Consider the following 25,322-nt stretch of genomic DNA (forward strand, 5'->3'; position numbering starts at 1 on the left):
CTGGGTAGGGGAGCGTTGTGTAAGTGGACGAAGGTGAACTGAGAAGTTTGCTGGACATATCACAAGTGCGAATGCTGACATGAGTAACGATAATGGGGGTGAAAAACCCCCACGCCGGAAGACCAAGGTTTCCTGTCCCATGCTAATCAGGGCAGGGTAAGTCGGCCCCTAAGGCGAGGCGGAAACGCGTAGTCGATGGGAAACGGGTTAATATTCCCGTACTTGTATAATCAGTGATGGAGGGACGGAGAAGGCTAAGCAAGCCTGGCGTTGGTAGTCCAGGTGAAAGTGGGTAGGCTGAGAACTTAGGTAAATCCGGGTTCTTAAGGCCGAGACACGAGACGAGCTCCCAAGGGAGTGAAGTTGTTGATGCCCTGCTTCCAGGAAAAGCTTCTAAACGTATGATTATGTGAACCGTACCCCAAACCGACACAGGTGGTCAGGTAGAGAATACTAAGGCGCTTGAGAGAACTCGGGTGAAGGAACTCGGCAAAATAGTACCGTAACTTCGGGAGAAGGTACGCCCTTGTTGGTGATAGGACTTGCTCCTTGAGCTGATGAGGGCCGCAGTGACCAGGTGGCTGGGACTGTTTATTAAAAACACAGCACTCTGCAAACTCGAAAGAGGACGTATAGGGTGTGACACCTGCCCGGTGCCGGAAGGTTAATTGATGGGGTTAGCGTAAGCGAAGCTCTTGATCGAAGCCCCGGTAAACGGCGGCCGTAACTATAACGGTCCTAAGGTAGCGAAATTCCTTGTCGGGTAAGTTCCGACCTGCACGAATGGTGTAACCATGGCCACGCTGTCTCCACCCGAGACTCAGTGAAATTGAAATCGCAGTGAAGATGCTGTGTACCCGCACCTAGACGGAAAGACCCCGTGAACCTTTACTACAGCTTGGCACTGAACATTGAACCTACTTGTGTAGGATAGGTGGGAGGCTTTGAATCGCAGACGCCAGTTTGCGTGGAGCCGACCTTGAAATACCACCCTGGTATGTTTGATGTTCTAACATAGGTCCCTTATCGGGATTGTGGACAGTGTCTGGTGGGTAGTTTGACTGGGGCGGTCTCCTCCCAAATAGTAACGGAGGAGCACGAAGGTTAGCTAATCACGGTCGGACATCGTGAGGTTAGTGCAATGGCATAAGCTAGCTTAACTGCGAGACAGACACGTCGAGCAGGTACGAAAGTAGGTCATAGTGATCCGGTGGTTCTGTATGGAAGGGCCATCGCTCAACGGATAAAAGGTACTCCGGGGATAACAGGCTGATACCGCCCAAGAGTTCATATCGACGGCGGTGTTTGGCACCTCGATGTCGGCTCATCACATCCTGGGGCTGAAGTCGGTCCCAAGGGTATGGCTGTTCGCCATTTAAAGTGGTACGCGAGCTGGGTTTAGAACGTCGTGAGACAGTTCGGTCCCTATCTGGTGTGGGCGTTGGATGATTGAGGGGAGCTGCTCCTAGTACGAGAGGACCGGAGTGGACGAACCGCTGGTGTTCGGGTTGTCATGCCAATGGCATTGCCCGGTAGCTACGTTCGGAACGGATAACCGCTGAAAGCATCTAAGCGGGAAGCCGAACCCAAGATGAGTCATCCCTGACCTTTAAGGTCTGGAAGGGTTGTTGAAGACGACAACGTTGATAGGCAGGGTGTGGAAGCGTTGTAAGGCGTTAAGCTAACCTGTACTAATTGCCCGAAAGGCTTAACCATACAACCCGAAGCGGCTTTTTACCTACAGACACTTGCGTTGCAAGTGGTCGGGAAGATTTGTTTTACCGCAAGCTGCGAGCTTGCTGACAAATCTTATCCTCGCTAAAGAGGGGTAGAGCTTAGGGTTGTTGAAAGACAAGCTATACAAGTGAGAGTAGTTGAGTTACTCACCGATTGATTGAATATCAGATTTCCCAAATTGTTATGTTTTAAAAGTAAGGCTGACTTGACGCGCAACTGAGCGTACCGATAGTCCTCCTTGCGCAGAATATGAAAAGATATTCTGCACGATAGTTTTTTGCTTGGCGGCCATAGCGACGTGGCACCACCTGATCCCATTCCGAACTCAGCAGTGAAACACGTTAGCGGCGATGGTAGTGTGGGGATTCCCCATGTGAGAGTAGCACACCGCCAAGCTCCCATCACACGAAAAAGCCCACTCATTTGAGTGGGCTTTTTTCGTATATGCGCAGCATAGCTGCGCCACTCTTGCATACAGAACCTAACCCATCGGATATTTGAGCTACGCGTTCGGAAACATCCATGTTGGTTAGTGCCAGGACGTACGTCCTGTACGCCCGTTCGTTCCTTTTAAGGTGACGTTAAGTCACCTTAAATTTGCGTTGCAAACCGGAGCCTCACCCATCCCTGGTACAGCCACCAGTCTCGCCCTCCATGGCGAGCCGCTCCGGTTGCTGCGAATGTCTGAGGACATTCGGTCAACCTACGCCCCCATGTGAGAGTAGCACACTGTCCCTTGCCGGCTACGGAGCTCCTCATTCTAAGAAAAACTGTTTCTCAGCGAGAACCATCCGAAAGGGTGGCCCTTTTTTGTGTCTGTTGTTTACTAATTTTATTAGGGTTATTTGACTATTGCGGATAGCCCTTTTACTCAGAAGAGCCCTGGCGTGCTCCATCACATGGGAAACCTAACCCCTCGCTCGTTACGCTCACCGCTCTTCACCCCCATGTGAGAGTAGCACACTGTCCCTTGCCGGCTACGGAGCTCCTCATTCAAAGAAAAACTGTTTCTCAGCGAGAACTATGCGAAAGGGTGGCGCTTTTTGTATCTGTTGTTTACTAATTTTATTAGGGTTATTTGACTATTGCGGATAGCCCTTTTACTCAGAAGCGCACTGGCGTGCTCATCCCATGGGAAAACTAACCCATCAGATATTTGCGCTGCGCCTTCGGAAACATCTATGTTGGTTAATGCCGGGGCGTACCGGTAAACCGGTCCAGCCCCTTGCAGAGCTCGGGGCGTTCCCACGGCGCGAATGAAACTATTCATTCACTTCTTTCCGTGTCCACCCTGTACGCACGTTCGTTCCTTTTAAGGTGACGTTAAGTCACCTTAAATTTGCGTTGCAAACCGACGCCTCACTCCTTCCTCCTAGCCGGCCGTAAATCACTGACATAGTCACTTATAGTCACTTACGAAACATAATGGTTAGCACAGGCACTATATTAGAATATTTTTATAAAAAGAGTTTCGGTGTAGTAGGGTTTAAGGTGCTTATAAAAAGTTATATCTTTTAATTCGTATAATAAAATATTCACTCCTCAATAGGGACTTTCAAAGATGAGATCTATTGTAGGGTGAATTAATATTATTCAGAATAAAAGCTGCCAGAAATGCACTTAAGTTTATCTGTTTCAAGGCCTGGCTAGTGGTTTAACAGAAGCTAAACGCCTGCAACCGCTCCACTTGAAGTTAGTTAAAATTGCAAAAGAAAAGTATCTGCTATTAAGATTTCGTCGCTTTCGCAAATGGACATGTGCTTACCCTCACACTACTTGATGGCCGATTGCAAACATCAACTTTGGTCTTTTGAGGTAAGAATGGCTTGTTTTAAACGTATAAAATTAAATTTTAAAAGGCACCATGAAATTTTCAAACGTATCAGCAAGTGAACTCCCTTTGTATATTATTGAGCAGAATGCCAATGAATTACCGTGTGAGGGGTGCCGGAATGGCGAAGCGCTCCCTTTCGATTTTACAATGGCTTTTCAACCCTTAGTGGATCTGGAGCATCGTAAAGTAATAGGGTATGAAGGCTTGGTACGTGGGTTAAATAATGAGCCGGCTTATACCATTATTGAGAAAGTGAAAGCAGAATATATTTACCGCTTTGATCAGGCATGCAGAGTTAAAGCGATCGCCTTAGCAGCTGAAGCTGATATTAAGGAACGACTCAATATTAATTTTATGCCCGGCGCCATATACCGTCCGGATATATGTATAAAAACGACCCTGAAAGCGGCGCAAAAATACGGCTTTCCATTGTCCAGGATTACTTTCGAAGTGGTCGAAAGCGCCCATATAACCGATACCGCGCATTTGCAGCGTATCATTGATTATTACAAAGAAATGGGCTTTGCCACTGCTCTTGATGATTTTGGCTCAGGCTACGCTAATCTAGACTGGCTGGCAGATCTGTCTCCAGATAGTATAAAAATTGATATGCACCTGATTAGAGATATAGACAAAAATCATAAAAAGAAAGCTATCGTTAGTACCCTGACCTCGTTGTGTCGGCAGCTTGATATTGATGTACTGGCAGAGGGGGTCGAAACAAAAGCGGAAAGGGACACATTGGCCGAAATGGGGGTGGTTAAACAACAAGGCTATTTCTTTAGTAAACCCCAGTTCGAATCCTTTGAAACAGTCGCGTTAGAATTATTCTGTTAACGCATTAAACGTTATCTGCTCGTACACAAATTTATTCAACAGCACATTGGAAAAGCGCAGTTAACTGAGCACTGTTCTTACTGTTATATAAACTAGCCCGGCTTTGCTGCCGAGCTAATTTTTCAATTATCAAGCGTTACGTAGTGTAGTCTGGCATGTTTTGTAAATCTCACCCAAGGCGGTTGAGTACTTCTTGTCTCACACATTTTCCATAGTCTGCATGGGCATTGTCATATTGTTCAAACATGGCTTGCTGAACATCCAGCGTACACTGGCTTAACCCATCGGCAATATTATTTACCAACTGATTTTTCTGATCTTCACTCATCATGCAGAATAAATCACCAGCCTGGCTAAAGTTATCCTCATCCCGGTTATCGTAAATATCTAACCAGGCATTGTGTTCCAGTGCCATTGGGGGCTCTTGGACCTCAGACACTTCAACAGGCGCCCCATTATCACCACGGTTATTTGGATAAAAGTTGGCTCCGCTACCTGCAATACTTGGTGTAATGCCAGCAAAGGCACCATCGCGCTGATAGTTATGTACCGGACAGCGCGGCGCATTTACCGGAATCTGGTTGTAGTTTGCGCCAATCCGGTAACGGTGGGCATCCTGATACGCCAGTAGGCGAGCCTGTAGCATCCGATCAGGTGATACACCCACACCCGGTACCACATTACTTGGCGCAAATGCCGCTTGTTCATTTTCGGCAAAGAAATTATCTACATTACGGTTAAGTTCAAGCTGCCCCACCTCAATTAACGGATAATCACTGTGTGGCCATACCTTTGTTACATCAAACGGATTAATTCGATAATTTTTTGCTTCTTCCTCGGTCATAATTTGCACATTCACCGTCCATGACGGGAACTCACCTTTGTCTATGCTTTCGACCAAATCCTGCTGCGCGCCGAACGCCGGTCGGGTGGCTGCTTCTTCATTGGTCAGGGTTTTGATGCCCTGATTGGTTTTAAAGTGCCATTTAACCCAGAATCGCTCGCCTTTTTCGTTCCAAAAGCTAAGGGTGTGAGAGCTATAGCCATTTACATGACGATACGACAAGGGAATACCCCGGTCAGACATCAAAATGGTCGACTGGTGTAGCGACTGTGGGTTGTTCGCCCAAAACTCATAAATAGCCTGGGGGTCGGGCAAATTCGTTCTTGGGTTCTTCTTCTGACTATGGATAAAGTCTGGGAATTTTATTCCATCACGCAGAAAAAATACCGGGGTGTTATTGCCTACAATATCCCAGTTACCTCGGTTGGTATAAAATTTAAGCGCAAAACCACGAGGATCCCGAGCATAATCACTGGAATCCTGGCCGTCGCCCACTGTCGAGAAGCGCAAGAAGATATCAGTTTGCTGACCAGGCTCCTGTAAAAAATCGGCCACAGTATAGTTGTGTAAGCTTTTGGTCAGAGTAAAGGTACCGTAAGCTGCGCTACCGCGAGCATGCACAACACGTTCGGGGATACGCTCCCGGTTAAAGTGGGCCAGTTTTTCAAACAGGTAATGATTATCAAAGGTTACCGGTCCGCGAGCACCGGCCGTACGGCTTTGATTATCATTGGCAACGGGGGCCCCTGCACTGGTAGTCATTGGACAACGTTTATTCGACATACATTCCTCCATCATCTGTCGTAGCACCAAAAAGCTCTGGCCCCTTAATGCGCAGCTAGAATAAACCATAGTTTTTTTGAATCAAAAAACATTGATTCAATTGTTATAATCTATTTAAGCTATCCTAATCGATATTTCGAATGAAATTAAATAAGCGATGATAATTTGTGATTAACTGCGAAAGGACTAAAAAGACAGGGGGAGGCGAACGAAACCTAAAGACAGGCTCTTGAGCCTCATATCCATGGCTAAGAACGGTGAGCCTTACAGGCACGCTCGTTGCCGATAAACATTTTAATTGGATATAAGATAGGAAAAGGTAGGTAATTAATGGTGTACTAACGGTCATGTTAGTACACCATTAATCAATTTTTGCAAAGGTTTACCCGGATGACTTTACCCTTGCAAAACCAGAGGCTCTTTATTGAGCCTGCAATACGCTTCTAAAAAAACTTATCTCAGTTTTTAACTGAGGTTAGTTAGCAGGAGAATTCGTACGCTCACGTAAGGTTTCAAAAAAGGTATTAATACGCTCAGCATTTTTGCCTAAGTCGCTACCACCTACCCGTGACTTGCTGCGTACATCTACTAGTGTTTTTTCGCCTTGGGTGGTAAGTCGTATTACCACATCATCTTTAAAGCCGAACCACAACGTAGTATCAGTTGCTTCAATCGTGTGGTTTTCTGTATTGCTTGCAGCTATCTCCCAGCCTAAATCTTTTACAGTGCTTAACGCATGTGGATAAAGCTCACTGATAGAGGCGGCAAATACTTGAGTTTTTAAATCAGGGTAAGCATCTAATTGCTGCTTTGTAATCTCCCCACCTTCATAAGCTACCGGGTTAGGGGCGTCTTTACGAAGCTCAATGATCGCATCAAACATGGGCGGATTGTTAACGTCAGTGGTTATGTCATGAATAGGGGGAACCGATTTGACTTTGTTCATCATACTTAGCGGCATGCCGATAGTAATTAATGCCAGAATGGCGTAAACAAACGTGGCCCCCCAACGGATATTTTTTCGTACGAACAATACTTGTAAAAGAATAAGCACCAGCGCAGCGCCACCAATATAAACCCCATACCGCAGTAGCGTAAACGACATATTTAACTCCATACCAGCAAACTGGTAAAGAGGACCTGCTAAAACAACCATCAAGAATCCGATGATACTGGTTAGCGCAACTAAAAATTTCAAATGATGTTCCTTCTTTTTTATTGTTAATATTTTAGTGAAATTAAAGCAATCAGGTACTTATTTCCTGTAATGTAAAACTAAGCTTTATTTTAAGCTACGTAAATAGGATATTTTGTGAGCAAAAGCGATCATCCACTGCTTCAGGTACTCAAACAAGCTGTTTATACAGAGCGCCCATTACTACGTGAAGGGGTCTCTGAATATCAATTGATACGCAAGCTGTCAGGTGCGCCGTACTTTATTTTTGACGCTGAGGCGCTGCGCGAAAACCTGACCCTGTTTCAAACTCATTTTTTGCTGTTTCATTGTTTATACCTGCTTCAGCAGGAATGGAGTCAAAAGGGTGAAAACTTAACGGTCAGTGCATTGCGTATCCATTTAAGCACATATACTGAGCCGACACAGGTGCAGCTACCCGCTGTTGCCACCCCACTAAAAAGTTATTATTTAAACTGGGACAATTTTGTACAAACAGCAAGCTCAGACATTGCGGTTATGTTAGATAATTTTTGGCAAAAGATGTTCACACTGCCAGAAACCATAACCCGGACTGATATTGATGATGCTGTTCGCATCTTACAATTGAATGAAACTCAGTGGCAGCATACTGCTATGCTAAAGCAGCAATATCGAAAACTGCTGCATCAGTGCCACCCTGACAAGGGCGGTGATCATCAGTCCACTCAGCAGCTTACTCAGGCCTATCAATTGCTGCTTAAAGTAAATAGTAACGCAGTATAGTCAATATATTGATACTGCTGTTTTAGCTGGCAGCGGGCTGTAAAATACTTTTGAAAAAAAGCTGCATCATAGGAGGAACGTCCTGCTTTAGCGTAAATTGGCGGGGAGAATCAAGGTACTCGCTTACCACACCCCGAATAAAGCAGTTTACCGATAACGCCAGCATTCTTGGGTCTGCTGACATAGGCAGGGTTTGTTGTCGCTGCGCTTTTTCAAAATACGCTTCAAACGCTTTAAGTTTTTCTTGTTTTTTTACATTAAAACGATTTTTGCAAAATGCTAATTCACCTGAATAGTCGCATTTGAACATAAACAACTGTATTGCTTTACGTAACTGCTCGTCTTCTTCTAATGCTAAAATTAAGGTAGTACAGATATGCTGAAGCTGTTCAACGGGGTTGGGGTGGTCAACTTCAAGCCCTTCAAGAATTTGTTCGATAAAGGGCGTATGAAGCTTTTCATGTAATGCTTCGAATATCTCAACCTTATTTTTGAAATGCCAGTATACCGCCCCCCGGGTGACCTCAGCCGCCCTGGCCACTTCTTCTAACGAGGCCTTGGCTACTCCCCGTTCAAAAAACACATTAATAGCAGCTTCAAGAATAGCTTGTTTGGTTTGTTCAGCTTCTTCTTTGGTTCGACGCATAATAGGTAACTTCCGCTTCAATTTGACAGCATACATACAAGAACGTATCTTTATGACGTTAATGGTTCAGAATCATTTTGTCCAGCGTATATTCGGGAAAACAAATACTATGAAGCACATTTTTTTGTCGTTGGCGGCAATTGTGTCGGCCGTGATTTTGGCGGGCTGCTCACCAGAGCCTGAATCAGAGTCGGCGAAGCAGGGGCAGCAAAAGCCCCCGGCTACGGCGGTGTCGGTGGTGTCTATAGAATCGACGACGGTGCCGGATATATTGTCACTACCTGGTCGGGTTACTGCGTTTCAGCAGTCGCAGGTTCGTCCGCAGGTTGCAGGCGTTATTACGGAGCGCCTGTTTGAAGAAGGCGCTGTCGTAGAAAAAGGCCAACAGTTGTATCAAATTAATGATGCGCGTTATAAAGCTGAGCTGGCCAGCGCCAAAGCCGATCTGAAAAGTGCTGAGGCAAACTTAAAGACACTAAAGGCCAAAGAAACACGATACAAAGATTTATTATCCAGAAATTCGGTCAGCGAACAGGAATACGATGATGTTGTGGCGCAAACCGATCAGGCCGATGCTCAAATTGCGGTGGCTCAGGCAGCGATAGAGCTGGCCCGTGTAAACGTAGACTATACCAAGGTGTATGCACCTATTAACGGACAAATTAGCCGCTCGTACGTAACCGAAGGCACACTGGTCACTGCCAATCAGTCTCAGGAGCTGGCCACGATTACTCAGCTGGATCCTGTGTTTGTTGATATGCAAAACTCGGGTAAAGCTATTGTAGAATTACGTCGCTCTATGCAGGGCAACAATGCAATGCCGGTAGAGATTGTACTGGACGAAGCCAGCGATACGCTTTACGAAAAACAAGGGACATTAAAATTCTCAGAAGTGACCGTGGATGAGAGTACGGGAAGTGTAACGCTGCGCGCCGTGGTTCCGAATCCCGATAGCGTACTGATGCCAGGTTTGTTTGTTAAAACCAATGTGATCAAATCGCGAAAGCAGGGACTGCTGGTACCACAGCGTGCAACGATGCGTCAGCAAGACGGCTCATTAATGGTTTATGTGGTCGACACCAACAATACCGTGCAGGCCCGCACGCTTGAGGTAGTTCGAAGCTATCAAAGTCAGTATTTGGTAACCGCCGGTGTATCAAGCGGTGATAGCGTTATCATTGAAGGTTACCAAAAGGTAAAGCCTGGCGCACAGGTTACCCCCCAACCCTGGAAGCAAGGCTCGCAAGGGCGCTAAACCACTAACTGGCAGGAATGTGTATCTATGGCACGCTTTTTTATTGATCGACCCGTCTTTGCCTGGGTTTTGGCAATTATCACTATGCTTGCTGGGGTATTGGCAATTAACAACTTGCCAATTGAGCAGTACCCGAAGGTCGCTCCGCCTTCGGTTTCTATCAATGCCAGCTATCCTGGGGCTTCTGCCAAAAGTGTCGAGAACTCAGTGACACAGGTTGTAGAGCAAAATCTTAACGGTATTGATAATCTGCGTTATTTTTCTTCCAGCTCTCAGCGCGGCAGTATGTCAATTACCCTGACCTTTGAGCCGGGCACCGACCCAGACACAGCCCAGGTGCAAACCCAGAACAAAGTTCAAAGCGCAGTATCGTTATTGCCAGCCTCTGTACAACAACAAGGTGTCACGGTTACCAAGTCTAACGATGCCTTCGCACTGGTCATCGGTTTTTATTCAACCGATGAAAAACAGTCGCAGTTTGATTTAAGTGATTTGCTGGTATCTGAATTTCGAGATCCTATATCGCGAGTAAACGGGGTCGGCAGTGTTCGTGTCTTTGGTGCCCAACGTTCGATGCGCGTGTGGCTTAATCCTAATGAACTTTATAGCTTTAATCTGACGCCGGTAGATGTACAGCAAGCGCTGAAAACTCAAAATACGGATGTGTCAGCCGGGCAACTCGGCGGCATGCCGGCGGTAGATAACCAGCAAATTAATGCCACTATTCAGGCGCAATCGTTGCTACAAACGGTTGAAGATTTTGAGAATATTATTTTACGGGTTAATACCGATGGTTCACAGGTGCGTCTTAAAGATGTAGCACGTGTTGAACTGGGCTCGCAAACCTACGGTTATATTACCCGCTATAAAGGCAAGCCTGCGTCGGGCATGGCCGTTAGTTTGGCCTCTGGCGCTAACGCGCTGGATACCATAGAGCGGGTTAAACAGCGAATTGCCGAATTAGGCGGACAAATTCCTGATGGCGTAGAAGTGGTTTACCCGGTCGACTCTTCGCCCTTTATAGAATTGTCTATTGAGTCGGTAGTAAAAACTTTAATTGAAGCGGTGGTACTGGTCTTTTTAGTCATGCTGCTGTTTTTGCAAAACTGGCGAGCAACGCTCATCCCCACTATTGCTGTACCGGTTGTGTTGTTAGGCACCTTTGCGGTGCTGTATGCGTTTGGCTTTAGCATAAATGTGCTGACTATGTTTGCTATGGTACTGGCTATTGGCTTGTTAGTGGATGATGCCATTGTGGTGGTGGAAAATGTTGAACGTATCATGGAAGAAGAAGGTTTATCCCCCAAAGAAGCCACTAAAAAGTCGATGGGACAAATTACCAGTGCTTTGGTAGGAATTGCGGCGGTGCTCTCTACGGTATTTATTCCGATGGCATTTTTCAGCGGTTCAGCCGGTTCTATTTATCGACAATTTTCAATCACTATAGTATCGGCCATGGCCTTCTCGGTATTGGTGGCCATTATTTTATCACCGTCGTTATGTGCAACATTGCTCAAAAAGCACGATCCGGAAAAAAACCGGGATAAAGGCTTCGCGGGTTGGTTTAATCGCAATTTTAATAAAGGGCGTGATCGTTATCAGCGTGCAACCACCCATATGGCGCACCGATTTAAGCGGTATCTGGCGGTGTATGGGGTACTGGTTGCCGGCATGGTGTTTATTTTTATGCGTTTACCAGGGGCGTTTTTACCTAACGAAGATCAGGGCAGCTTGATGGTACTGCTTAGTACTCCGCCAGGCTCTACCGCTGAGCGTACTTTAGAGTCGGTAAAAGAAGTTGAAGAATTTTTCTTAGAAGAAAAAGGTGATGTAACCCACGACTTATTTACTGTTGTAGGCTTTAGTTTTGCCGGCGCGGCGCAAAATGCTGCCATGGGCTTTGTGCATTTGAATGACTGGAGCGAGCGTGATGAATCGCAAAGTGCGTTTGCTATTCTTCAGGATGCCTTTAAACAATTCAGTCAGATAAAAGATGCCCAGGCTTTTCCGATTATGCCGCCTCCTATTCGTGAGCTGGGCAATGCTACGGGCTTTAATATGCAGTTAGTCGATCGTGCCAGTCAAGGACACGAAGCTTTAATGAATGCCCGTAACCAGTTATTGGGTATGGCTTCGCAATCAGACAAACTTAACGGTGTGCGGCCCAATGGTTTAAGCGATGTGCCCCAATTTAAAATTGATATCGACAACGAGAAAGCGGCGGCACTGGGCGTGTCACTAAGCGATATTAATAATTCGTTGCAACTGGCCTGGGGCTCAGCCTATGTAAATGACTTTATCGATGATGGGCGTATTAAGCGGGTTTATATGCAAGCTGATGCACCGTATCGCATGAACCCAGAAGATCTCGACAGTTGGTATGTGCGCAACAAAGCCGGTGAAATGGTGGCATTCAGCTCTTTTTCTACCTCTAGCTGGGAATATGGCTCACCAAAGTTAGAGCGCTTCAATGGCATATCGTCGGTTAATGTACAGGGCAGTCCGGCGCCGGGCGTGTCTACCGGTGAAGCTATGGATGAAATGCAACGACTGGTGAAGCAATTACCCCAGGGTTTTGACTTAGCCTGGTCAGGGTTGTCGTTTGAAGAAAAAGCCGCAGGCTCCCAAGCGCCTATGCTGTATGCAATTTCTATTTTGGTCGTATTTTTATGTTTGGCTGCATTATACGAAAGCTGGTCAGTACCTTTTGCCGTTATGCTGGTGGTGCCACTGGGTATTTTGGGCTCAGTAGTGGCCGCTTTCTTGTTTGGTCTGCCCAACGATGTGTATTTACAAGTGGCGTTTTTGACCACGGTAGGTCTGGCGGCCAAAAATGCAATATTGATCGTAGAGTTTGCTAAAGAAGAGCTTGAGAAAGGAACCGACTTGATGGATGCAGTAGCCATTGCTGCCAAACAACGCTTTCGTCCTATTTTAATGACTTCTATGGCATTTATCTTAGGGGTTACGCCACTAGCCTTAGCCAGCGGCGCAGGGGCGACCAGTCAAAACGCCATAGGTATTGCCGTGATGGGCGGTATGCTGGCAGCCACGTTCCTGGCGATTTTCTTTGTGCCAATGTTCTATGTAGCGGTCGAACGCTTGTTTCATAAAGAACACAGCCATAAAGATAAATAAACGGTATGTCTGATGTAAAAGACGGTCCTTAGCAGGGCCGTTTTTTTGACCGGTAATCGGCTGTGCTGAGTCGTTTACGACTAATCGCTTATGTATACGGGTGAATAAAAACCAGTTTGTATGGCATGATAAACCCCTATTAGTAAGCGAGGGATGTTTGCATGACACTATCACTACCACCTGCACCACGCTGGCAGAAACTGTTGAAATCAGGATGTAGGGTATTTGTGGGTGGCCACGCCAGCGTACCTCATGCATTAGTCCGAAATCTCATCGATAATAGCCAGGGTTTTAGTGATATTGAGTTGGTTCACGGGCTGGCCTTAGGCGAGACGCCGTGGGCAAAAGAAGAATACCGACGCTTGTTTAAAGTCAATACGTTTTTTATTGGTGGCGACGAGGTACGGCGCGCGGTAGATGAAGGCCGGGCAGACTATACCCCGTGTTTTTTATCTGAAATTTCCAGCTTATTTACCGACGGGACTTTGCCCCTGGATGCGGTGCTTGTTAATGTCAGCCCGCCAGATGAATTTGGTTATTGTTCTTTAGGGGCATCCGTTGATATCAGCATGTCGGCAGTACGTCATACCAAACTTATCATCGCGCAAATAAATGACCAGGTGCCTCGAACCGCTGGGCATTCGTATGTACACCTTAGCGAAATCAGCGCGTGTATTGAGGCCAGTGAGCCGCTGGTATCGGTTCAGCCGCCCCCGGTCGATACGCAAGCCGAACGCATCGGTCAGTACGTATCAATGCTGGTAGATAATGGTGCCACGTTGCAGTTTGGTATTGGCAAAATTCCCAGTGCCACATTAAAGTATCTTTGCCAGCACAAAGATCTGGGTATTCATAGCGAGATGCTGACCGACAGTATTATAACGCTTATTGAGTCTGGCGCCGTTACCAACCGGCTTAAAACCTTTCACCCGGGAAAGGTGGTGACCAGCTTTGCTATTGGTAGCCAGCGCCTTTATGATTTTATCAACAACAACCCGCATATCGAATTTTACGCCAGTAGCTATGTGAATAAGCCTACGAATATTGCAAAAAACGACAATATGGTGGCTATAAACAGCGCTTTGGAAGTTGATTTGACCGGTCAGGTAGTTGCCGATTCTATTGGCCATGATTTTTATTCAGGCATCGGCGGGCAAGTTGACTTTGTGACCGGGGCTTCTATCAGCAAAGGTGGAAAACCTATTATCGCGCTGCCTTCAACCGCAAAAAATGAAACAATCTCACGTATTGTTCCCAGTATTACCGAAGGTGCCGGGGTGGTTACCTCGCGAGGTAATGTTCACTATGTGGTCACCGAATACGGGGTTGCCTCACTAAAAGGCAAAAGCATTCGTGAACGTGCATTAGAGCTGATTCGGGTGGCGCATCCAAAGTTCAGAGCGACACTATTAGAACAGGTCAGAACCCACTATTGGGTGCCGCATTATCAGGCCAAGTATCCGACTGATATCCCGGAGTTGGGCGTCATTCAGCTACAAAGAATGCATATTCATAATGAAACATTCTATTTGCGCCCCTTAAACCCTGCGGACGAACGTCGGCTGCAGGAATTTTTTTATTCGCATACAAAAGAAACCCTGCGACTGCGCTATAACTACGACCCCAAACAAATGTCGCGCGAAAAATCCTGTGATTTGGTCAGTGTTGATCAAAGTCAGGATGCCGCATTGTGTATTGTTCGCCAGGATGGTTCGCGTATTACTATTCATGCGGTAGGCCGTTTTTACTACTTTGCCCACGACAACACCTGTGAAGTGGCATTTGTAACCCGCGAAACCCATCAGGGTAAAGGGATGGCCAAGCGCTTATTAGCACAGTTAATTGACATTGCGAGACAGCGTAACATTGACAAAATGATGGCCTACGTCGTGGCAGCGAACAAACCTATGATAAACATTTTTGAACAAAACAATTTTAAACGGGTATTTAGCAGCGATCCAAGTGATGTCGAGCTGGTGCTTAACCTTAAGGATGATGAATAATGACCGTGAGAATTTATCGGGGGCGCGATTGTGCTCTTCATGACATGGGTTACGATCATCCAGAGTCGCCAGAACGGCTGTATGCTATTAATGATCAGCTTATTGCATCCGGACTGGAAATGAGCTGCGAACATGCTGATGCAAAGCCCGCCACCCAACAACAATTGTATCTGGCTCATGCCCCTGAGTATGTAGATAACCTGTTCGCCAAAGCCCCCACCCAGGATTTAATTTGGTTTGACGAAGAAACAGGTATGATGAATAAAACTCTGAGCGCAATGTGCTATGCAGCGGGGGCAGCGTGTGAGGCGGTAGACTGGACTATGAAAGGCCAGGACCGTCAGGCCTTTTGTATGGTGCGGCCGCCCGGCCATCATGCCGAAAAAAACAAAGCGATGGGTTTTTGTTTCATCAACAATACGGCGCTGGCGGCTAAATATGCATTAAAGCATCACGATATTGATCGGGTCGCCATTGTCGACTTTGATGTTCACCACGGCAATGGCACCGAACATATTATAAAAGACGACAAACGTATTTTATTGTGTTCATCGTTCGAACACCCGCTTTATCCTTTTAGTGACCCGCAACACACCAGCTCTAATACTGTGGCGGTGCCTTTACCACCGGGGGCTAATGGAGAGCAATATCGAAAGGCGGTGTCGGGCTGGTTTACGGCTCTGGATAACTTTGCTCCACAGCTAATTATTATCTCTGCCGGATTTGACGCCCACGCTGAAGATCCCATGGCGCACTTACGCTTAACCGAAGACGATTATAAGTGGCTAAGCTACCAGATTCGCAAATTAGCTGATAAACATTGTTGTGGCCGGATAGTAAGCAGCTTAGAAGGCGGCTACTGCTTAAGTGCACTGGGGCGCAGTGTGGTTGCACACCTTAAGGGCCTAAGTGGCGATGGCATTGAAACCGGGGGCGCCTGAGCTATCGGGCATCACAAAAACAACCCTGGGCCTGCGATATAACAGCACCTGCCGGCTGATAATCTCCTTGGGCCTTTTCAGCAATAGTGCCAAGTAGTGTTTTACCGGTGACACAGCCATACCCAAGGGCATAAGGGCCCAGATAGCGTAACCGGCTCTGCGCATCAATAACCACCACTACAGGCGTCATGGCAAATAGCTTTGATAAGTTATCGGGCAGGGCGTCAATAGTCATTGTGTGTAGCGTAAAGTCAGGTAAAGCCTCATTAAGCTGTACCTGATGAGGTATACTTAACCTCTCACAAAAACAGTTGTTTTGATTACTCAGGTGTACAATGGCCGGCGTTTTCACCCCGGCTTTAATTAACGCCGTAACAATCTGGCTATCAAACGCAGGATTTGCTGCTGCAGTGTTTAAGCGCAAGTCAGGGTCAAATGCAGTCAGTTGCTTATCACTATAAAGCCATAGACCTGTTAATAAAGAACCCGCCCACACGAGCACCAATACATACCCTACCTTTTTTTTCACCGGTCAGTGAAACCCTGAAGTGCCTCTTGCATGGAACGGTTAAGATCCGTTAAACGCGTTACCTGGTCTTGTAATTGTACGGCATTATCAGAACTTTCAGCGGTTACCTCGGTGATACGAGAGGTACTTTGCGCAATGGCGGCCGTGGCGGCCTCTTGTTCCACTGCCGCTGCCGAAACCTGGGTCATGAAGTTGGTGGACACATCCATTTTTTTAGCAATTTCACCCATGGAGTCGCTTACCTGGGTACTTTGTGAATGCGCGGTTCCGACCAGTTCGATACTTTCCTGCATCTGGGCAACCGAGCGGGCGGTACTTTGTACCAGCTGCTCGGTATCTTGTGTGATTTCTTCCGCGCTTTGTTTAGAGCGAATCGCCAGCGTGCGGACTTCATCAGCAACCACGGCAAAACCTCTGCCATGTTCTCCGGCACGAGCAGATTCAATGGCGGCATTAAGCGCAAGTAAATTAGTTTGTTCAGCAATGGCTGTAATAGAACGCATTGCGTTGGCGGTATCACTGCAGCGACGATTCAGTTCTTCATTGGTGCGGGCAGCTTCAGACAGCGTTTGCTTTAACGAGGCAACGGTCTGGCCGGCAGTATGTATTGCTTGCTGTGAGTCGTGTATATGCTGTTGGGTTGTAGAGTTTAATTCATGGGCCTGGTGTATTTGCTCGGTCGCCTGACCCATGCCTACCGCCATTTCCTCACTCGCTGTAGAGATATTAGTGATTTCTGAATTGGTCTGCATACTGGTTTTTCGCATAGAATCTGCAGCCTCAGACAAGGTGGTACAAGCTTTATTTACATCATGGGCAAGTGCACCCGACTGATTAACCAGCTGCGATATTTTTTGAATTAGACTGGCGAAATGCTTACCATTTATGCTTTGCGTACCTATTGATACATTTAAATTAATGCGTCCGTCAGCCTGATGTATCTTTTCAATAGCCTCACGAACCTCTAACCCTGCAATTCCTTCTTTTAGCGACTTATGTGCCATAAACATAAGTAGGCAGCCTTCACTCACTGCAAAAGCTGCGTGTAGTAACAGCATCGAAATGTTCACATGACCTTGTTCAAAAATAAAAACTTCAAGCCCCTGAATTTGAAGTACAAAAAAGCCAATATGATGCACGGCTATGGTGAGGGTACTGACAAGCAACACTTTCCAGTCACGAAAATAAACCAGAAATGCCAGGAGTACAAAAACCTGAAAGTGCATTTCAATCAAGCCATAGGTTTGATGAATATGCAGCGCGGCCATAAGTTGTACGCCAATAGCCAGAGTAATGCGGCATAATTGACTGTCAGGGCTGGTAAAACTCAGCAACAAAGGTAAAGCAATAATAGCCAAACCGAATATTACCGGCATTAATATGTCGCCGGTAAAAGCGCCTATTCCAAGAGCAAGCAGAAACTGAATAATCAGCAAATAGCGAAATATGGTAAGACCATCTTTAATCCAAGGATACATCTATATTCCTTATAGCCAGCAAAGGGGTTGTTGTGATCAAACAGGCTATAGCTTAGAAGCATTGGCTAAACTGGCCTAATTACTATTTTTTAATTCACAAATCAGCAGTGATATAGTATAGGCAAAGAAATATCTAGGGGTCGATTAGACCTAAGATTAGATTTAGGTCGTTTCAGTGGCAGAGCGAGTGATCTTTAGGGCGCCGTCAATATGTATATCGCGCTGAGGAAAGGCAATAACCACTTCAGCCTCGCGAAAAGAGCGTTCAATGTCAAAACGAAGCTCGCTGCGTATCATCCGTAAATCTCGTTCTACAGAAGCGTTCACCCAAAACAAGACCTCAAATATTAGTGCGTTGTCACCAAAATCGTCAAAAATTACCATCGGTTTGGGTTCTTTTAGTACATGTTCATGGTTTTGCGCCGCTGAAACAACAATTCTTGCAACTTCTTCGCTATTAGAACCATAGGCTACCCCGACACGCACTGAGGTACGGGTGAGATAGTCAATCAAGGTCCAGTTGATGACCGTATTTTCCAGCAGCTTGCTGTTAGGAATAAGCATGTGAACGCCATCGACCCGGCGTATTCGGGTAGAACGGGTATTGATGGCTTCAACCGATCCTCTGGCACCATCTACTTCTAAAAAATCGCCGATACGAATGGGGCGCTCCCACATGAGTATCCAGCCGCTAATAAAGTTATTAATAATGTTTTGTGCACCAAAGCCAAAACCAATAGCCACGGCACCGGACAAAAAGGTGAAGGCTGTAAGCGGGACATTCAAAATATCCAGGGTGGTAATAAACAGAACGCCTAACGCCAGAATATAGAAAATACGCTTGAACAGATGCACTGAGTCGGCGCTGGCTCCGGTTTTGCGTAACCGAAATGTTGCCAGATGAGCAAGCTTGTTGATAAGCCACCAGCCGACAATTAAAAGCAATGGCACCATCAACAGTTCACCCAGAGTGAAAGAACGGTCCAAAATAGAAAATAAACGAGTCGTCAGCAAAGCCTGAAGATTTTCGAGCATGACAAGGTTACACTGTGATAAAGGGCAGTTAAGCTCATCATAGCGAGCGCAGCTATGCTTTTCTATAGCCAGCTATAGGCTATGGTAAAGTCTTTTATAACCGTTACCGGAATCATCATCATGAACACACTTTGTTATAAATATATCGTTTTTGTCATTCTTGCAGTGCTAAGCGTTTCAGCAAATGCATTGGATCTGAAGCTGTCTCAACAAGATCTCAACCAGATGGTTACCTTAGCTTTTCCTCAGCGAAGCCAGTATCAATCGATAGATATGATTTTTTCTGATCCTGTAGTCAGGTTAGACCACCAAAATGTTGTAAACGTGACATTGACCATCAGCGGTCAGAATCAGGCGCAAAAAGCCAAAGTCAGAGCCAGTATGCAGGGTGAGTTAAGGTACCAAAAAAGTGCCGGTACGCTGAATATTCATCGGCCTGAGCTCACCGACCTGACTATATTAGAGCAGCCCAAGGGCGATCATTCAGAGCTCATAGATACCCTACAAAGCTTAAAAAATCAGCCTGCGCCCCTTATTTTGCTTATTGATTTTGCGCAGCTTAATTTACCTTTACTGGGCAACAGAACCCCCACTAATATAAAAGTTGAGAACAGGCAGCTGGTGGTAAGCTTTTAAGGGAGCAAAATATGGCACGCGTTGCATTGTTGTCGACCGACAACCTTGAAGAATTTTTTGTTTATGATGAATTGCTGGTTGAACCTTTGGCGCAAAGAGGCTGGCAAGCCGAAACGGTTTCCTGGCGCGATGAGTCAGTAGACTGGTCTGTGTATGATCTTGTTATTGTGCGCAGTACCTGGGACTATCAGCAGCACCCTGATGCTTTTGTCAGAAAGCTAACCCACATTGACAAACAAACCAGACTCGAAAATCCTCTTTCTTTGCTCCTCTGGAATATTGATAAAAAATACCTCAAATCACTCGCCATTAATGGGGTGCCGTTAATCCCTACCTACTGGGGTGAAACCTTTGACTACCAAGTATTACTCGAGTCGTTTGACACTTTTTGCGCCCCTGGGCTGGTCATCAAACCCACGGTTAGTGCCAACGCAGACGATACCTTCTGGTTAACGCCGGCTAATTGTGCTGATCATAAAATCTTATTGGAAAAAACTTTCGCACAACGCCCGCATATGATTCAGCCTTTTGTTAGCGCAGTAACTGAAGAGGGTGAGTACTCACTGTTTTATTTTGGTGGTGAATTGAGCCACGTTATTATAAAAACGCCAAAAAAGCATGATTTCCGGGTACAAGAAGAACATGGTGGCCAGTTAAAGTTAGTTGATGCTACGCCGCGGATGCAGCAGGTAGGCGAGCAGACATTAAAAGCTTTGCCCACTGAGTCGTTGTACGCCCGAATTGATATTGTCCGCTTTAAAGACGACTGGGCCGTGATGGAAGTTGAGCTTATTGAACCGTCTTTGTATTTCAATTTAGATGGAACATCGCCCCAACGATTTGCCGAAGCGATGACCCACTATTTAAAACGTACTTAATCTGTTAATGACCGTTTTGACGATTAATGGTGCGACCATCACGGTGGCGTTGCGAACCACTTTGTTGTCGGACTTTATGCGTATTTCGTACTTGAGGCCGGTGTTCACGAGTATACGAGTTTACCTTTTGTTTTTGTCTGTTTTCGGCGTAGGCAGGTCCGTGCGATCGGCTTACTACAGCCGGCTGTTTTGAAACCGTATAGGTATCTTTGGCCTGTTTTATTTTACGTGTTGCTAAACGCTCAGGCTTATAACTATGCCCGGACACTGACCGGGGTATCTGATAACCTGCATGGCGGCGTATTTTGCGATGCTGCGGTTGCCAGCGTTGATAATCTTTTACCTTCACTCGTTTTATCGGTGAATGATAACGATAATGCCTCGGGGACTGTCGGTTCACAATTACATAGCGCTTAGACCAGTGAATTGCACCAAAATCGAATACGGCTGAAAAGTGGATTGCCGGGCTCCAGTAAATGCCCGCACGACGGTGATAGTGGGCAGGCCGCTGCCAGTACACCGGTTGATGCCGGTGCCAGCGTGAGCCGTAGATCACACGGGTGTCGTAATAAGGTAAATAGACAGTGTGTGGGCTGACAGGGTGAATGACAATACTGCTTTGGGTATGACCTACCGTAATAAACTGATTGGTTTGCAGGTTTCCAGCCGACATTGCCTGCTGACGCAAAACCTGAACCCGGCTTAATACCTGAGACTGACTGGCCAGTACCTGCTGGCCTAACGCATCTAGCCACGAAAGGTCTTCTGCCATAGTTCGCAGCACATCTGAAAATAACACCAAGGCTTTCACACTCGGGTCCCAGTCAAAATTTTCGATATGCCGGGCCACGCTTTCATCTGACAAATGAGAGTTTGCCTGACGCCAGCGATCAGCAGCAACCACATCCAAAGGGTACGTTGCTGCAATTAATATATGTGTAAGAACAGTATCGGGGTAAAGCGCCACGGGCGCCAGCAATGCATCTAACGACGCGGCCTGGTCTTCACTGTGATAGCTACCCGTTTGAGCGCCTTGTGCTTGTACTGATACCGAAAAGCCGGTGACTGAGACCGCCAAACCAGTAAGAAGCGCAACAATTGAGAGTTTCATACGTACTCCTTAAGCCTGCACCAGACAGGTCTTGAGATTGGCCAAACCCACAATAGCGGGCGAGCATTATGTATGAAGTTATAACCGCCCGGGCATTAACCGAAGCTGAACCAGAATTAACCGGTGATTTATTTAAAAAGGTGCGGGTCGAAAGCGTGTCCCAACTTTTCTGTTTTTGTTTTCAGATAATGTTTATTATCTTTGGTAATGCCATGATCAATTGGTTTGCGAGCCGTTATCTTAATACCAAGCTGTTCAAGCGCCTGCATTTTACGGGGGTTGTTGGTCATCAGCTCAACCTGACTGACATCGAGGGTATCAAGCATAAGCTTACAAATATCGTAGCTACGTAAGTCAGCATCAAAACCAAGATGCTCATTGGCCTCAACGGTGTCCATGCCGGTGTCTTGCAAATTATAAGCACGTATTTTATTTAACAGTCCGATGCCACGTCCTTCCTGACGCAAGTATAAAAGCACGCCGCGGCCATTCTCCACAATATTCTGTAAGGCTTTTTCAAGCTGAAAACCACAGTCGCAGCGGGTGCTGAAAAGGGCATCGCCGGTTAAACATTCTGAATGAATTCGAATAGGAACGAGGTCACCTGCTTGCCACTGTCCATAAGACAGTGCTACATGCTCCTGGCCACTGGCCTCCACAAAACCGTGAATGGTGAAATCACCAAAGCGGGTGGGCAAACGGGCAGAGCTAACGTATTCGTATTTGGGTTGCTTAGTGGTCATGACACATCTTAACCGTGGTATAGAGAGCCTCAGTGTATGGGGCCGTCTGTCAAATTTTCAATTAATTGTTATATTATAACACTGGCGGCACATATCTCATAGCGGTTTGAACTCGCACAGCGGTTGTGGTTTAGCGATAATGTTTCCCTGCGCATAATCAATGCCTAGCCGGCCCAACTGCGTTAAGGTCGATTCATCTTCTACACATAACGCGACAGTAGTAATGTCGCCAGCCTTAGCAATACTTTTAAACGAGCTAATAATAGCCGAGTCTAGCGGGTCGGTCATGAGTCCTTTGACAAAATTACCATCAATTTTCAAACACTGTACCGGCAATGCTTTGAGACAAGCATAGGAAGAAAACCCACTACCAAAATTATCCAATGCAAAATGACAACCCTGCGCCCGAAAGGTATCGATAAACTCCTGAATAGACAGTTTGTGGGCTGCGGCAGTTGTTTCGCTGATATCAAAACAAATTTTATCACCAGGAACTTTACTACGTTCAAACAAGGTTAACAGAAAACGACGCAAATCAGTGTCTACCAGTGACTGTCCATTGATATTAATGTTGCAGTATTGCAGTCTGGCCAGGTGTCGCGGATTAGCCTCAAGCCATGCAAATGTATGCTGAATAACGTAACGGTCGAGACGCGCTGTCAAATTGTAGCGTTCAGCGGGGGGCATAAAGCTGGCCGGGTCGGCTAACGTTCCATCACTTAAACGTAAGCGTAGTAGTATTTCATAGCAATCGCCTTTTGAAATAGAGTGTAAGGGTCGGTAGTGCTGGTAAAAGAGCTCAAAACCTTCATCCTGAAGGGCCGTGTTTAAAATTTGTACCCAGTCAAGTTCTTGTTCGTATTGCTGTAACCGCTCGTCATTTCGCTGATAACAGTAAACCTGATTTCGACCTTGTTGTTTTGCCAGATGACAGGCGGCATCTGCCATAAACAAAGCTTGCGCAGGGTCGCATGAATACTGTGATGCATTGAGCAACCCAATACTGACCCCTACTGAAAACACATGGTTTTCCCAATAAAACCGATAATCACGAACAGCTTCAACCATACTGTTGGCCAGTTCGTACGCAGATTCCTGGGTTTGCGAAGACATAAGAACGCCAAATTCGTCGCCTCCTAACCGCGCCAGCGTTCCGCGACTGTTTAACAAGGTATTAAGCTGCCCTGCAAGCTCTTTGATTAATGCATCGCCTGCCTTGTGTCCACACGTATCGTTCACCGCTTTAAAGCGATCCAGGTCTAAATATAAAAGAATTAGAGGCTGATCATCGGTTAATGTGGTAAGAGCCTGGCTAAGCGCACTTTCAAATTCTTGCCGGTTATAAATGCCGGTTAAAGAGTCATGGGTGGCCATGTAATTCAAATTTATGTCAGACAGCTTTCTTTCAGTTACATCGATAATCGAACCTGAAAGAAAGGTTTGGTCACTGTCTTTGTGCAGCTGACAAGAGATTGAAAACCAGAATTGGGTACCGTCGGCTTTGCGGCCCATAATTTCACGTCCCGTCACGGTTTTGTTTTCAAGCAGCTCTCCCACCAGAACATCTCGCTGAGAGGGATCTGCATAAAAGTCACTGGTATCATTTACCTCTTGTAACATTTGCTGTTCGTTGTCATACCCGAACAACGAGCACATGGCCGGATTAATGGTTTTCAGAGTTCCATCTACGGCCGAGGTGTAAAGGCCTTCTGCCGAGTTTTTGAATAAATGATAAAACACATGTAAGTCATCAATTGCCCGTGCCTGAGTATTGATTTGCTGGCTCGACATATTTCTTTCAGCCAACAGTACGCAAACGGCCAAAACACACATGCCACTTAACAGGGCGGCTGCAGCACTGGCGGGTGAAGAAACCAGCGGCAATACTATTGAACTGAACTGTACTAAAAACAAGGCCCAGGCCAAACTGAGTAACAACCACGCAACCCCTAGCAGCCGACTTAGCGACAAATTACGGCGATCCTGAAACAAAACGCATAGCAATATCTGTAATGCGCCATATACCGGAATACACAACAGCTCAATGAAGAGTGGGGCGAACGACAGCGGGTAAACTGAAATAAAAATAACAACCAGCGGCAGCGACAGGTTAATCAGTTTTAACCACAAAGGAATTCGGCTGAACAGGCTGTGGGTAAACTTGCCCATAGCAAACAAAAAAGCCAGCCCCAGTCCGCTTAAAATATACTCACCAAATTGTATGAAGTTCAGCCATCGGGTCACAGGCTCTTGCAGTGTTGCCAGTAGTGCCAGCAACAATAAACAGGTGCCGGCAAGCCAGAGCCGGGCGCCGGTTTGCTGATACAAGTGGCTAAGCGCAAAATAAATCAGCAATACAATCAGCCCGCCCGCCATGATGCCGTGTAACAGCAGACGCTGCTGAACATGCGATGAAAACGCTTTTTCTCCACGTAATACCAACGGAAAATAAGGCCTCACAGCGGTATCTACGCTAAACATAATAGTATGCTGAGCCCCGGCACTAAGTGATACCGGCAAGGTTAAACCTGGAGTAAAGGTTTGGGGAAGCTCGTAATCGTCAGTATCGTAGTTAATGACATTGATAATACGGTCTTTTTCGTCAAGAAGATAAATTGTGGTAGAAATAGGAACGAGGCGCGGGTTACTGATAAACGCCTTGAGAGTATTGGCCGCGGTGTTTTTAACGGGAATAATATACCAGTAACGATTGGCCTGACTCTTGTTAAAACTGGGCCCGGATGGGTTTTGCATTGCCTGTAATATATCCTGATACCCCAGATAAGCAGGGGCACGAACCGGAGTGATATCAAGGCGCATTGTTGCCGGCGGCTGCTTTAGCTCAATAGCAGCATGGGTTACACCGGTTAGCTGAGTGGTTACTACTAATAACAACACTATCGTACTTAACACCCAGCGCTTTGTCGTTAGAATAGGAGCGGTTAGCATATTCAT

17 protein-coding genes and 2 rRNA genes are annotated in these 25,322 nt (G+C 46.3%); 10 read left to right on the top strand and 9 right to left on the bottom strand.

Translation table 11 applies throughout. From position 1 onward, the window contains the following. The 3 genes from JK130_RS10385 to JK130_RS10395 form a co-directional block, all read left to right on the top strand. Positions 1–1,716, top strand: a 23S ribosomal RNA gene (locus JK130_RS10385); the annotation flags it as partial. Between the two features lie 301 nt (positions 1,717–2,017). Continuing rightward, a 5S ribosomal RNA gene (gene rrf / locus JK130_RS10390) occupies positions 2,018–2,133 on the top strand. A 1,468-nt stretch (positions 2,134–3,601) separates the two neighbouring features. After that, positions 3,602–4,408 (top strand): EAL domain-containing protein, encoded by an 807-nt coding sequence (locus JK130_RS10395; protein ID WP_218354255.1) that lies wholly within the window; start codon positions 3,602–3,604, stop codon positions 4,406–4,408. Between the two features lie 169 nt (positions 4,409–4,577). Here JK130_RS10395 and JK130_RS10400 read toward each other — a convergent pair whose 3' ends face one another. Together JK130_RS10400 and JK130_RS10405 are read right to left on the bottom strand one after the other, a co-directional pair. Further along, positions 4,578–6,035, bottom strand: a complete 1,458-nt coding sequence (locus JK130_RS10400; RefSeq protein ID WP_218354256.1) for a catalase — start codon at positions 6,033–6,035, stop codon at positions 4,578–4,580. Positions 6,036–6,510: 475 nt separating this feature from the next. Then, positions 6,511–7,233, bottom strand: coding sequence for a DUF1499 domain-containing protein (locus JK130_RS10405; protein WP_218354257.1), 723 nt, complete (start codon positions 7,231–7,233; stop codon positions 6,511–6,513). A gap of 114 nt (positions 7,234–7,347) precedes the next feature. Between JK130_RS10405 and JK130_RS10410 the strand changes: the two genes are divergently transcribed. Continuing rightward, positions 7,348–7,974: a DNA-J related domain-containing protein gene (locus JK130_RS10410; protein WP_218354258.1), complete on the top strand. Its 627-nt coding sequence runs from the start codon at positions 7,348–7,350 to the stop codon at positions 7,972–7,974. Between the two features lie 22 nt (positions 7,975–7,996). On the opposite strand, the gene JK130_RS10415 is transcribed toward JK130_RS10410, so the two are convergent. After that, positions 7,997–8,620, bottom strand: a complete 624-nt coding sequence (locus JK130_RS10415; protein WP_218354259.1) for a TetR family transcriptional regulator — start codon at positions 8,618–8,620, stop codon at positions 7,997–7,999. A gap of 109 nt (positions 8,621–8,729) precedes the next feature. Between JK130_RS10415 and JK130_RS10420 the strand changes: the two genes are divergently transcribed. The 4 genes from JK130_RS10420 to JK130_RS10435 all read left to right on the top strand — a co-directional run bounded on the left by JK130_RS10420 (position 8,730) and on the right by JK130_RS10435 (position 15,957). Beyond that, positions 8,730–9,875, top strand: a complete 1,146-nt coding sequence (locus JK130_RS10420) for an efflux RND transporter periplasmic adaptor subunit (protein ID WP_218354260.1) — start codon at positions 8,730–8,732, stop codon at positions 9,873–9,875. A 27-nt stretch (positions 9,876–9,902) separates the two neighbouring features. After that, the gene (locus JK130_RS10425) at positions 9,903–13,013 is read left to right on the top strand and encodes an efflux RND transporter permease subunit (RefSeq protein WP_218354261.1); all 3,111 of its coding nucleotides are present in this window, start codon (positions 9,903–9,905) and stop codon (positions 13,011–13,013) included. A gap of 161 nt (positions 13,014–13,174) precedes the next feature. Continuing rightward, positions 13,175–15,016, top strand: coding sequence for a bifunctional acetyl-CoA hydrolase/transferase family protein/GNAT family N-acetyltransferase (locus tag JK130_RS10430; RefSeq protein WP_218354262.1), 1,842 nt, complete (start codon positions 13,175–13,177; stop codon positions 15,014–15,016). Beyond that, positions 15,016–15,957: a histone deacetylase family protein gene (locus JK130_RS10435; protein ID WP_218354263.1), complete on the top strand. Its 942-nt coding sequence runs from the start codon at positions 15,016–15,018 to the stop codon at positions 15,955–15,957. Before JK130_RS10430 ends, JK130_RS10435 begins: the two co-directional genes overlap by 1 nt. Position 15,958: 1 nt before the next feature. Here the strand turns inward: JK130_RS10435 and JK130_RS16775 are convergent, their stop codons facing one another. The 3 genes from JK130_RS16775 to JK130_RS10450 form a co-directional block, all read right to left on the bottom strand. Continuing rightward, complete coding sequence (locus tag JK130_RS16775) at positions 15,959–16,486, bottom strand: DUF6436 domain-containing protein (protein WP_218354264.1); 528 nt, start codon at positions 16,484–16,486, stop codon at positions 15,959–15,961. After that, positions 16,483–17,964, bottom strand: coding sequence for a methyl-accepting chemotaxis protein (locus JK130_RS10445; RefSeq protein WP_218354265.1), 1,482 nt, complete (start codon positions 17,962–17,964; stop codon positions 16,483–16,485). Before JK130_RS10445 ends, JK130_RS16775 begins: the two co-directional genes overlap by 4 nt. 162 nt (positions 17,965–18,126) lie before the next feature. Then, the gene (locus JK130_RS10450; RefSeq protein WP_218354266.1) at positions 18,127–18,999 is read right to left on the bottom strand and encodes a mechanosensitive ion channel family protein; all 873 of its coding nucleotides are present in this window, start codon (positions 18,997–18,999) and stop codon (positions 18,127–18,129) included. A gap of 120 nt (positions 19,000–19,119) precedes the next feature. Between JK130_RS10450 and JK130_RS10455 the strand changes: the two genes are divergently transcribed. Together JK130_RS10455 and JK130_RS10460 are read left to right on the top strand one after the other, a co-directional pair. Beyond that, positions 19,120–19,635, top strand: a complete 516-nt coding sequence (locus JK130_RS10455) for a YceB family lipoprotein (RefSeq protein ID WP_218354267.1) — start codon at positions 19,120–19,122, stop codon at positions 19,633–19,635. An 11-nt stretch (positions 19,636–19,646) separates the two neighbouring features. After that, entirely contained in the window at positions 19,647–20,513 is an 867-nt protein-coding gene (locus JK130_RS10460) for an ATP-grasp domain-containing protein (protein ID WP_218354268.1), read from the top strand. Between the two features lie 4 nt (positions 20,514–20,517). Here the strand turns inward: JK130_RS10460 and JK130_RS10465 are convergent, their stop codons facing one another. From JK130_RS10465 to JK130_RS10475, 3 genes are all read right to left on the bottom strand, one after another. After that, a complete protein-coding gene (locus JK130_RS10465; protein ID WP_218354269.1) occupies positions 20,518–21,624 on the bottom strand; it encodes a DUF3300 domain-containing protein in 1,107 nt (368 codons plus the stop codon). 128 nt (positions 21,625–21,752) lie between these two features. Next, positions 21,753–22,367 (bottom strand): GTP cyclohydrolase II, encoded by a 615-nt coding sequence (gene ribA, locus JK130_RS10470; protein ID WP_218354270.1) that lies wholly within the window; start codon positions 22,365–22,367, stop codon positions 21,753–21,755. Between the two features lie 96 nt (positions 22,368–22,463). Then, complete coding sequence (locus tag JK130_RS10475) at positions 22,464–25,322, bottom strand: EAL domain-containing protein (RefSeq protein ID WP_218354271.1); 2,859 nt, start codon at positions 25,320–25,322, stop codon at positions 22,464–22,466.

Source organism: Alteromonas lipotrueiana, from assembly GCF_019249245.1.
Classification (GTDB): domain Bacteria; phylum Pseudomonadota; class Gammaproteobacteria; order Enterobacterales; family Alteromonadaceae; genus Alteromonas; species Alteromonas lipotrueiana.

Coding starts and splice junctions, on each gene's coding strand:
- JK130_RS10395 (WP_218354255.1), top strand. CDS start 3,602: ATGAAATTTTCAAACGTATCAGCAAGTGAACTCCCTTTGTATATTATT.
- JK130_RS10400 (WP_218354256.1), bottom strand. CDS start 6,035: ATGTCGAATAAACGTTGTCCAATGACTACCAGTGCAGGGGCCCCCGTT.
- JK130_RS10415 (WP_218354259.1), bottom strand. CDS start 8,620: ATGCGTCGAACCAAAGAAGAAGCTGAACAAACCAAACAAGCTATTCTT.
- JK130_RS10420 (WP_218354260.1), top strand. CDS start 8,730: ATGAAGCACATTTTTTTGTCGTTGGCGGCAATTGTGTCGGCCGTGATT.
- JK130_RS10425 (WP_218354261.1), top strand. CDS start 9,903: ATGGCACGCTTTTTTATTGATCGACCCGTCTTTGCCTGGGTTTTGGCA.
- JK130_RS10430 (WP_218354262.1), top strand. CDS start 13,175: ATGACACTATCACTACCACCTGCACCACGCTGGCAGAAACTGTTGAAA.
- JK130_RS10435 (WP_218354263.1), top strand. CDS start 15,016: ATGACCGTGAGAATTTATCGGGGGCGCGATTGTGCTCTTCATGACATG.
- JK130_RS10445 (WP_218354265.1), bottom strand. CDS start 17,964: ATGTATCCTTGGATTAAAGATGGTCTTACCATATTTCGCTATTTGCTG.
- JK130_RS10450 (WP_218354266.1), bottom strand. CDS start 18,999: ATGCTCGAAAATCTTCAGGCTTTGCTGACGACTCGTTTATTTTCTATT.
- JK130_RS10455 (WP_218354267.1), top strand. CDS start 19,120: ATGAACACACTTTGTTATAAATATATCGTTTTTGTCATTCTTGCAGTG.
- JK130_RS10460 (WP_218354268.1), top strand. CDS start 19,647: ATGGCACGCGTTGCATTGTTGTCGACCGACAACCTTGAAGAATTTTTT.
- JK130_RS10465 (WP_218354269.1), bottom strand. CDS start 21,624: ATGAAACTCTCAATTGTTGCGCTTCTTACTGGTTTGGCGGTCTCAGTC.
- ribA (WP_218354270.1), bottom strand. CDS start 22,367: ATGACCACTAAGCAACCCAAATACGAATACGTTAGCTCTGCCCGTTTG.
- JK130_RS10475 (WP_218354271.1), bottom strand. CDS start 25,322: ATGAATATGCTAACCGCTCCTATTCTAACGACAAAGCGCTGGGTGTTA.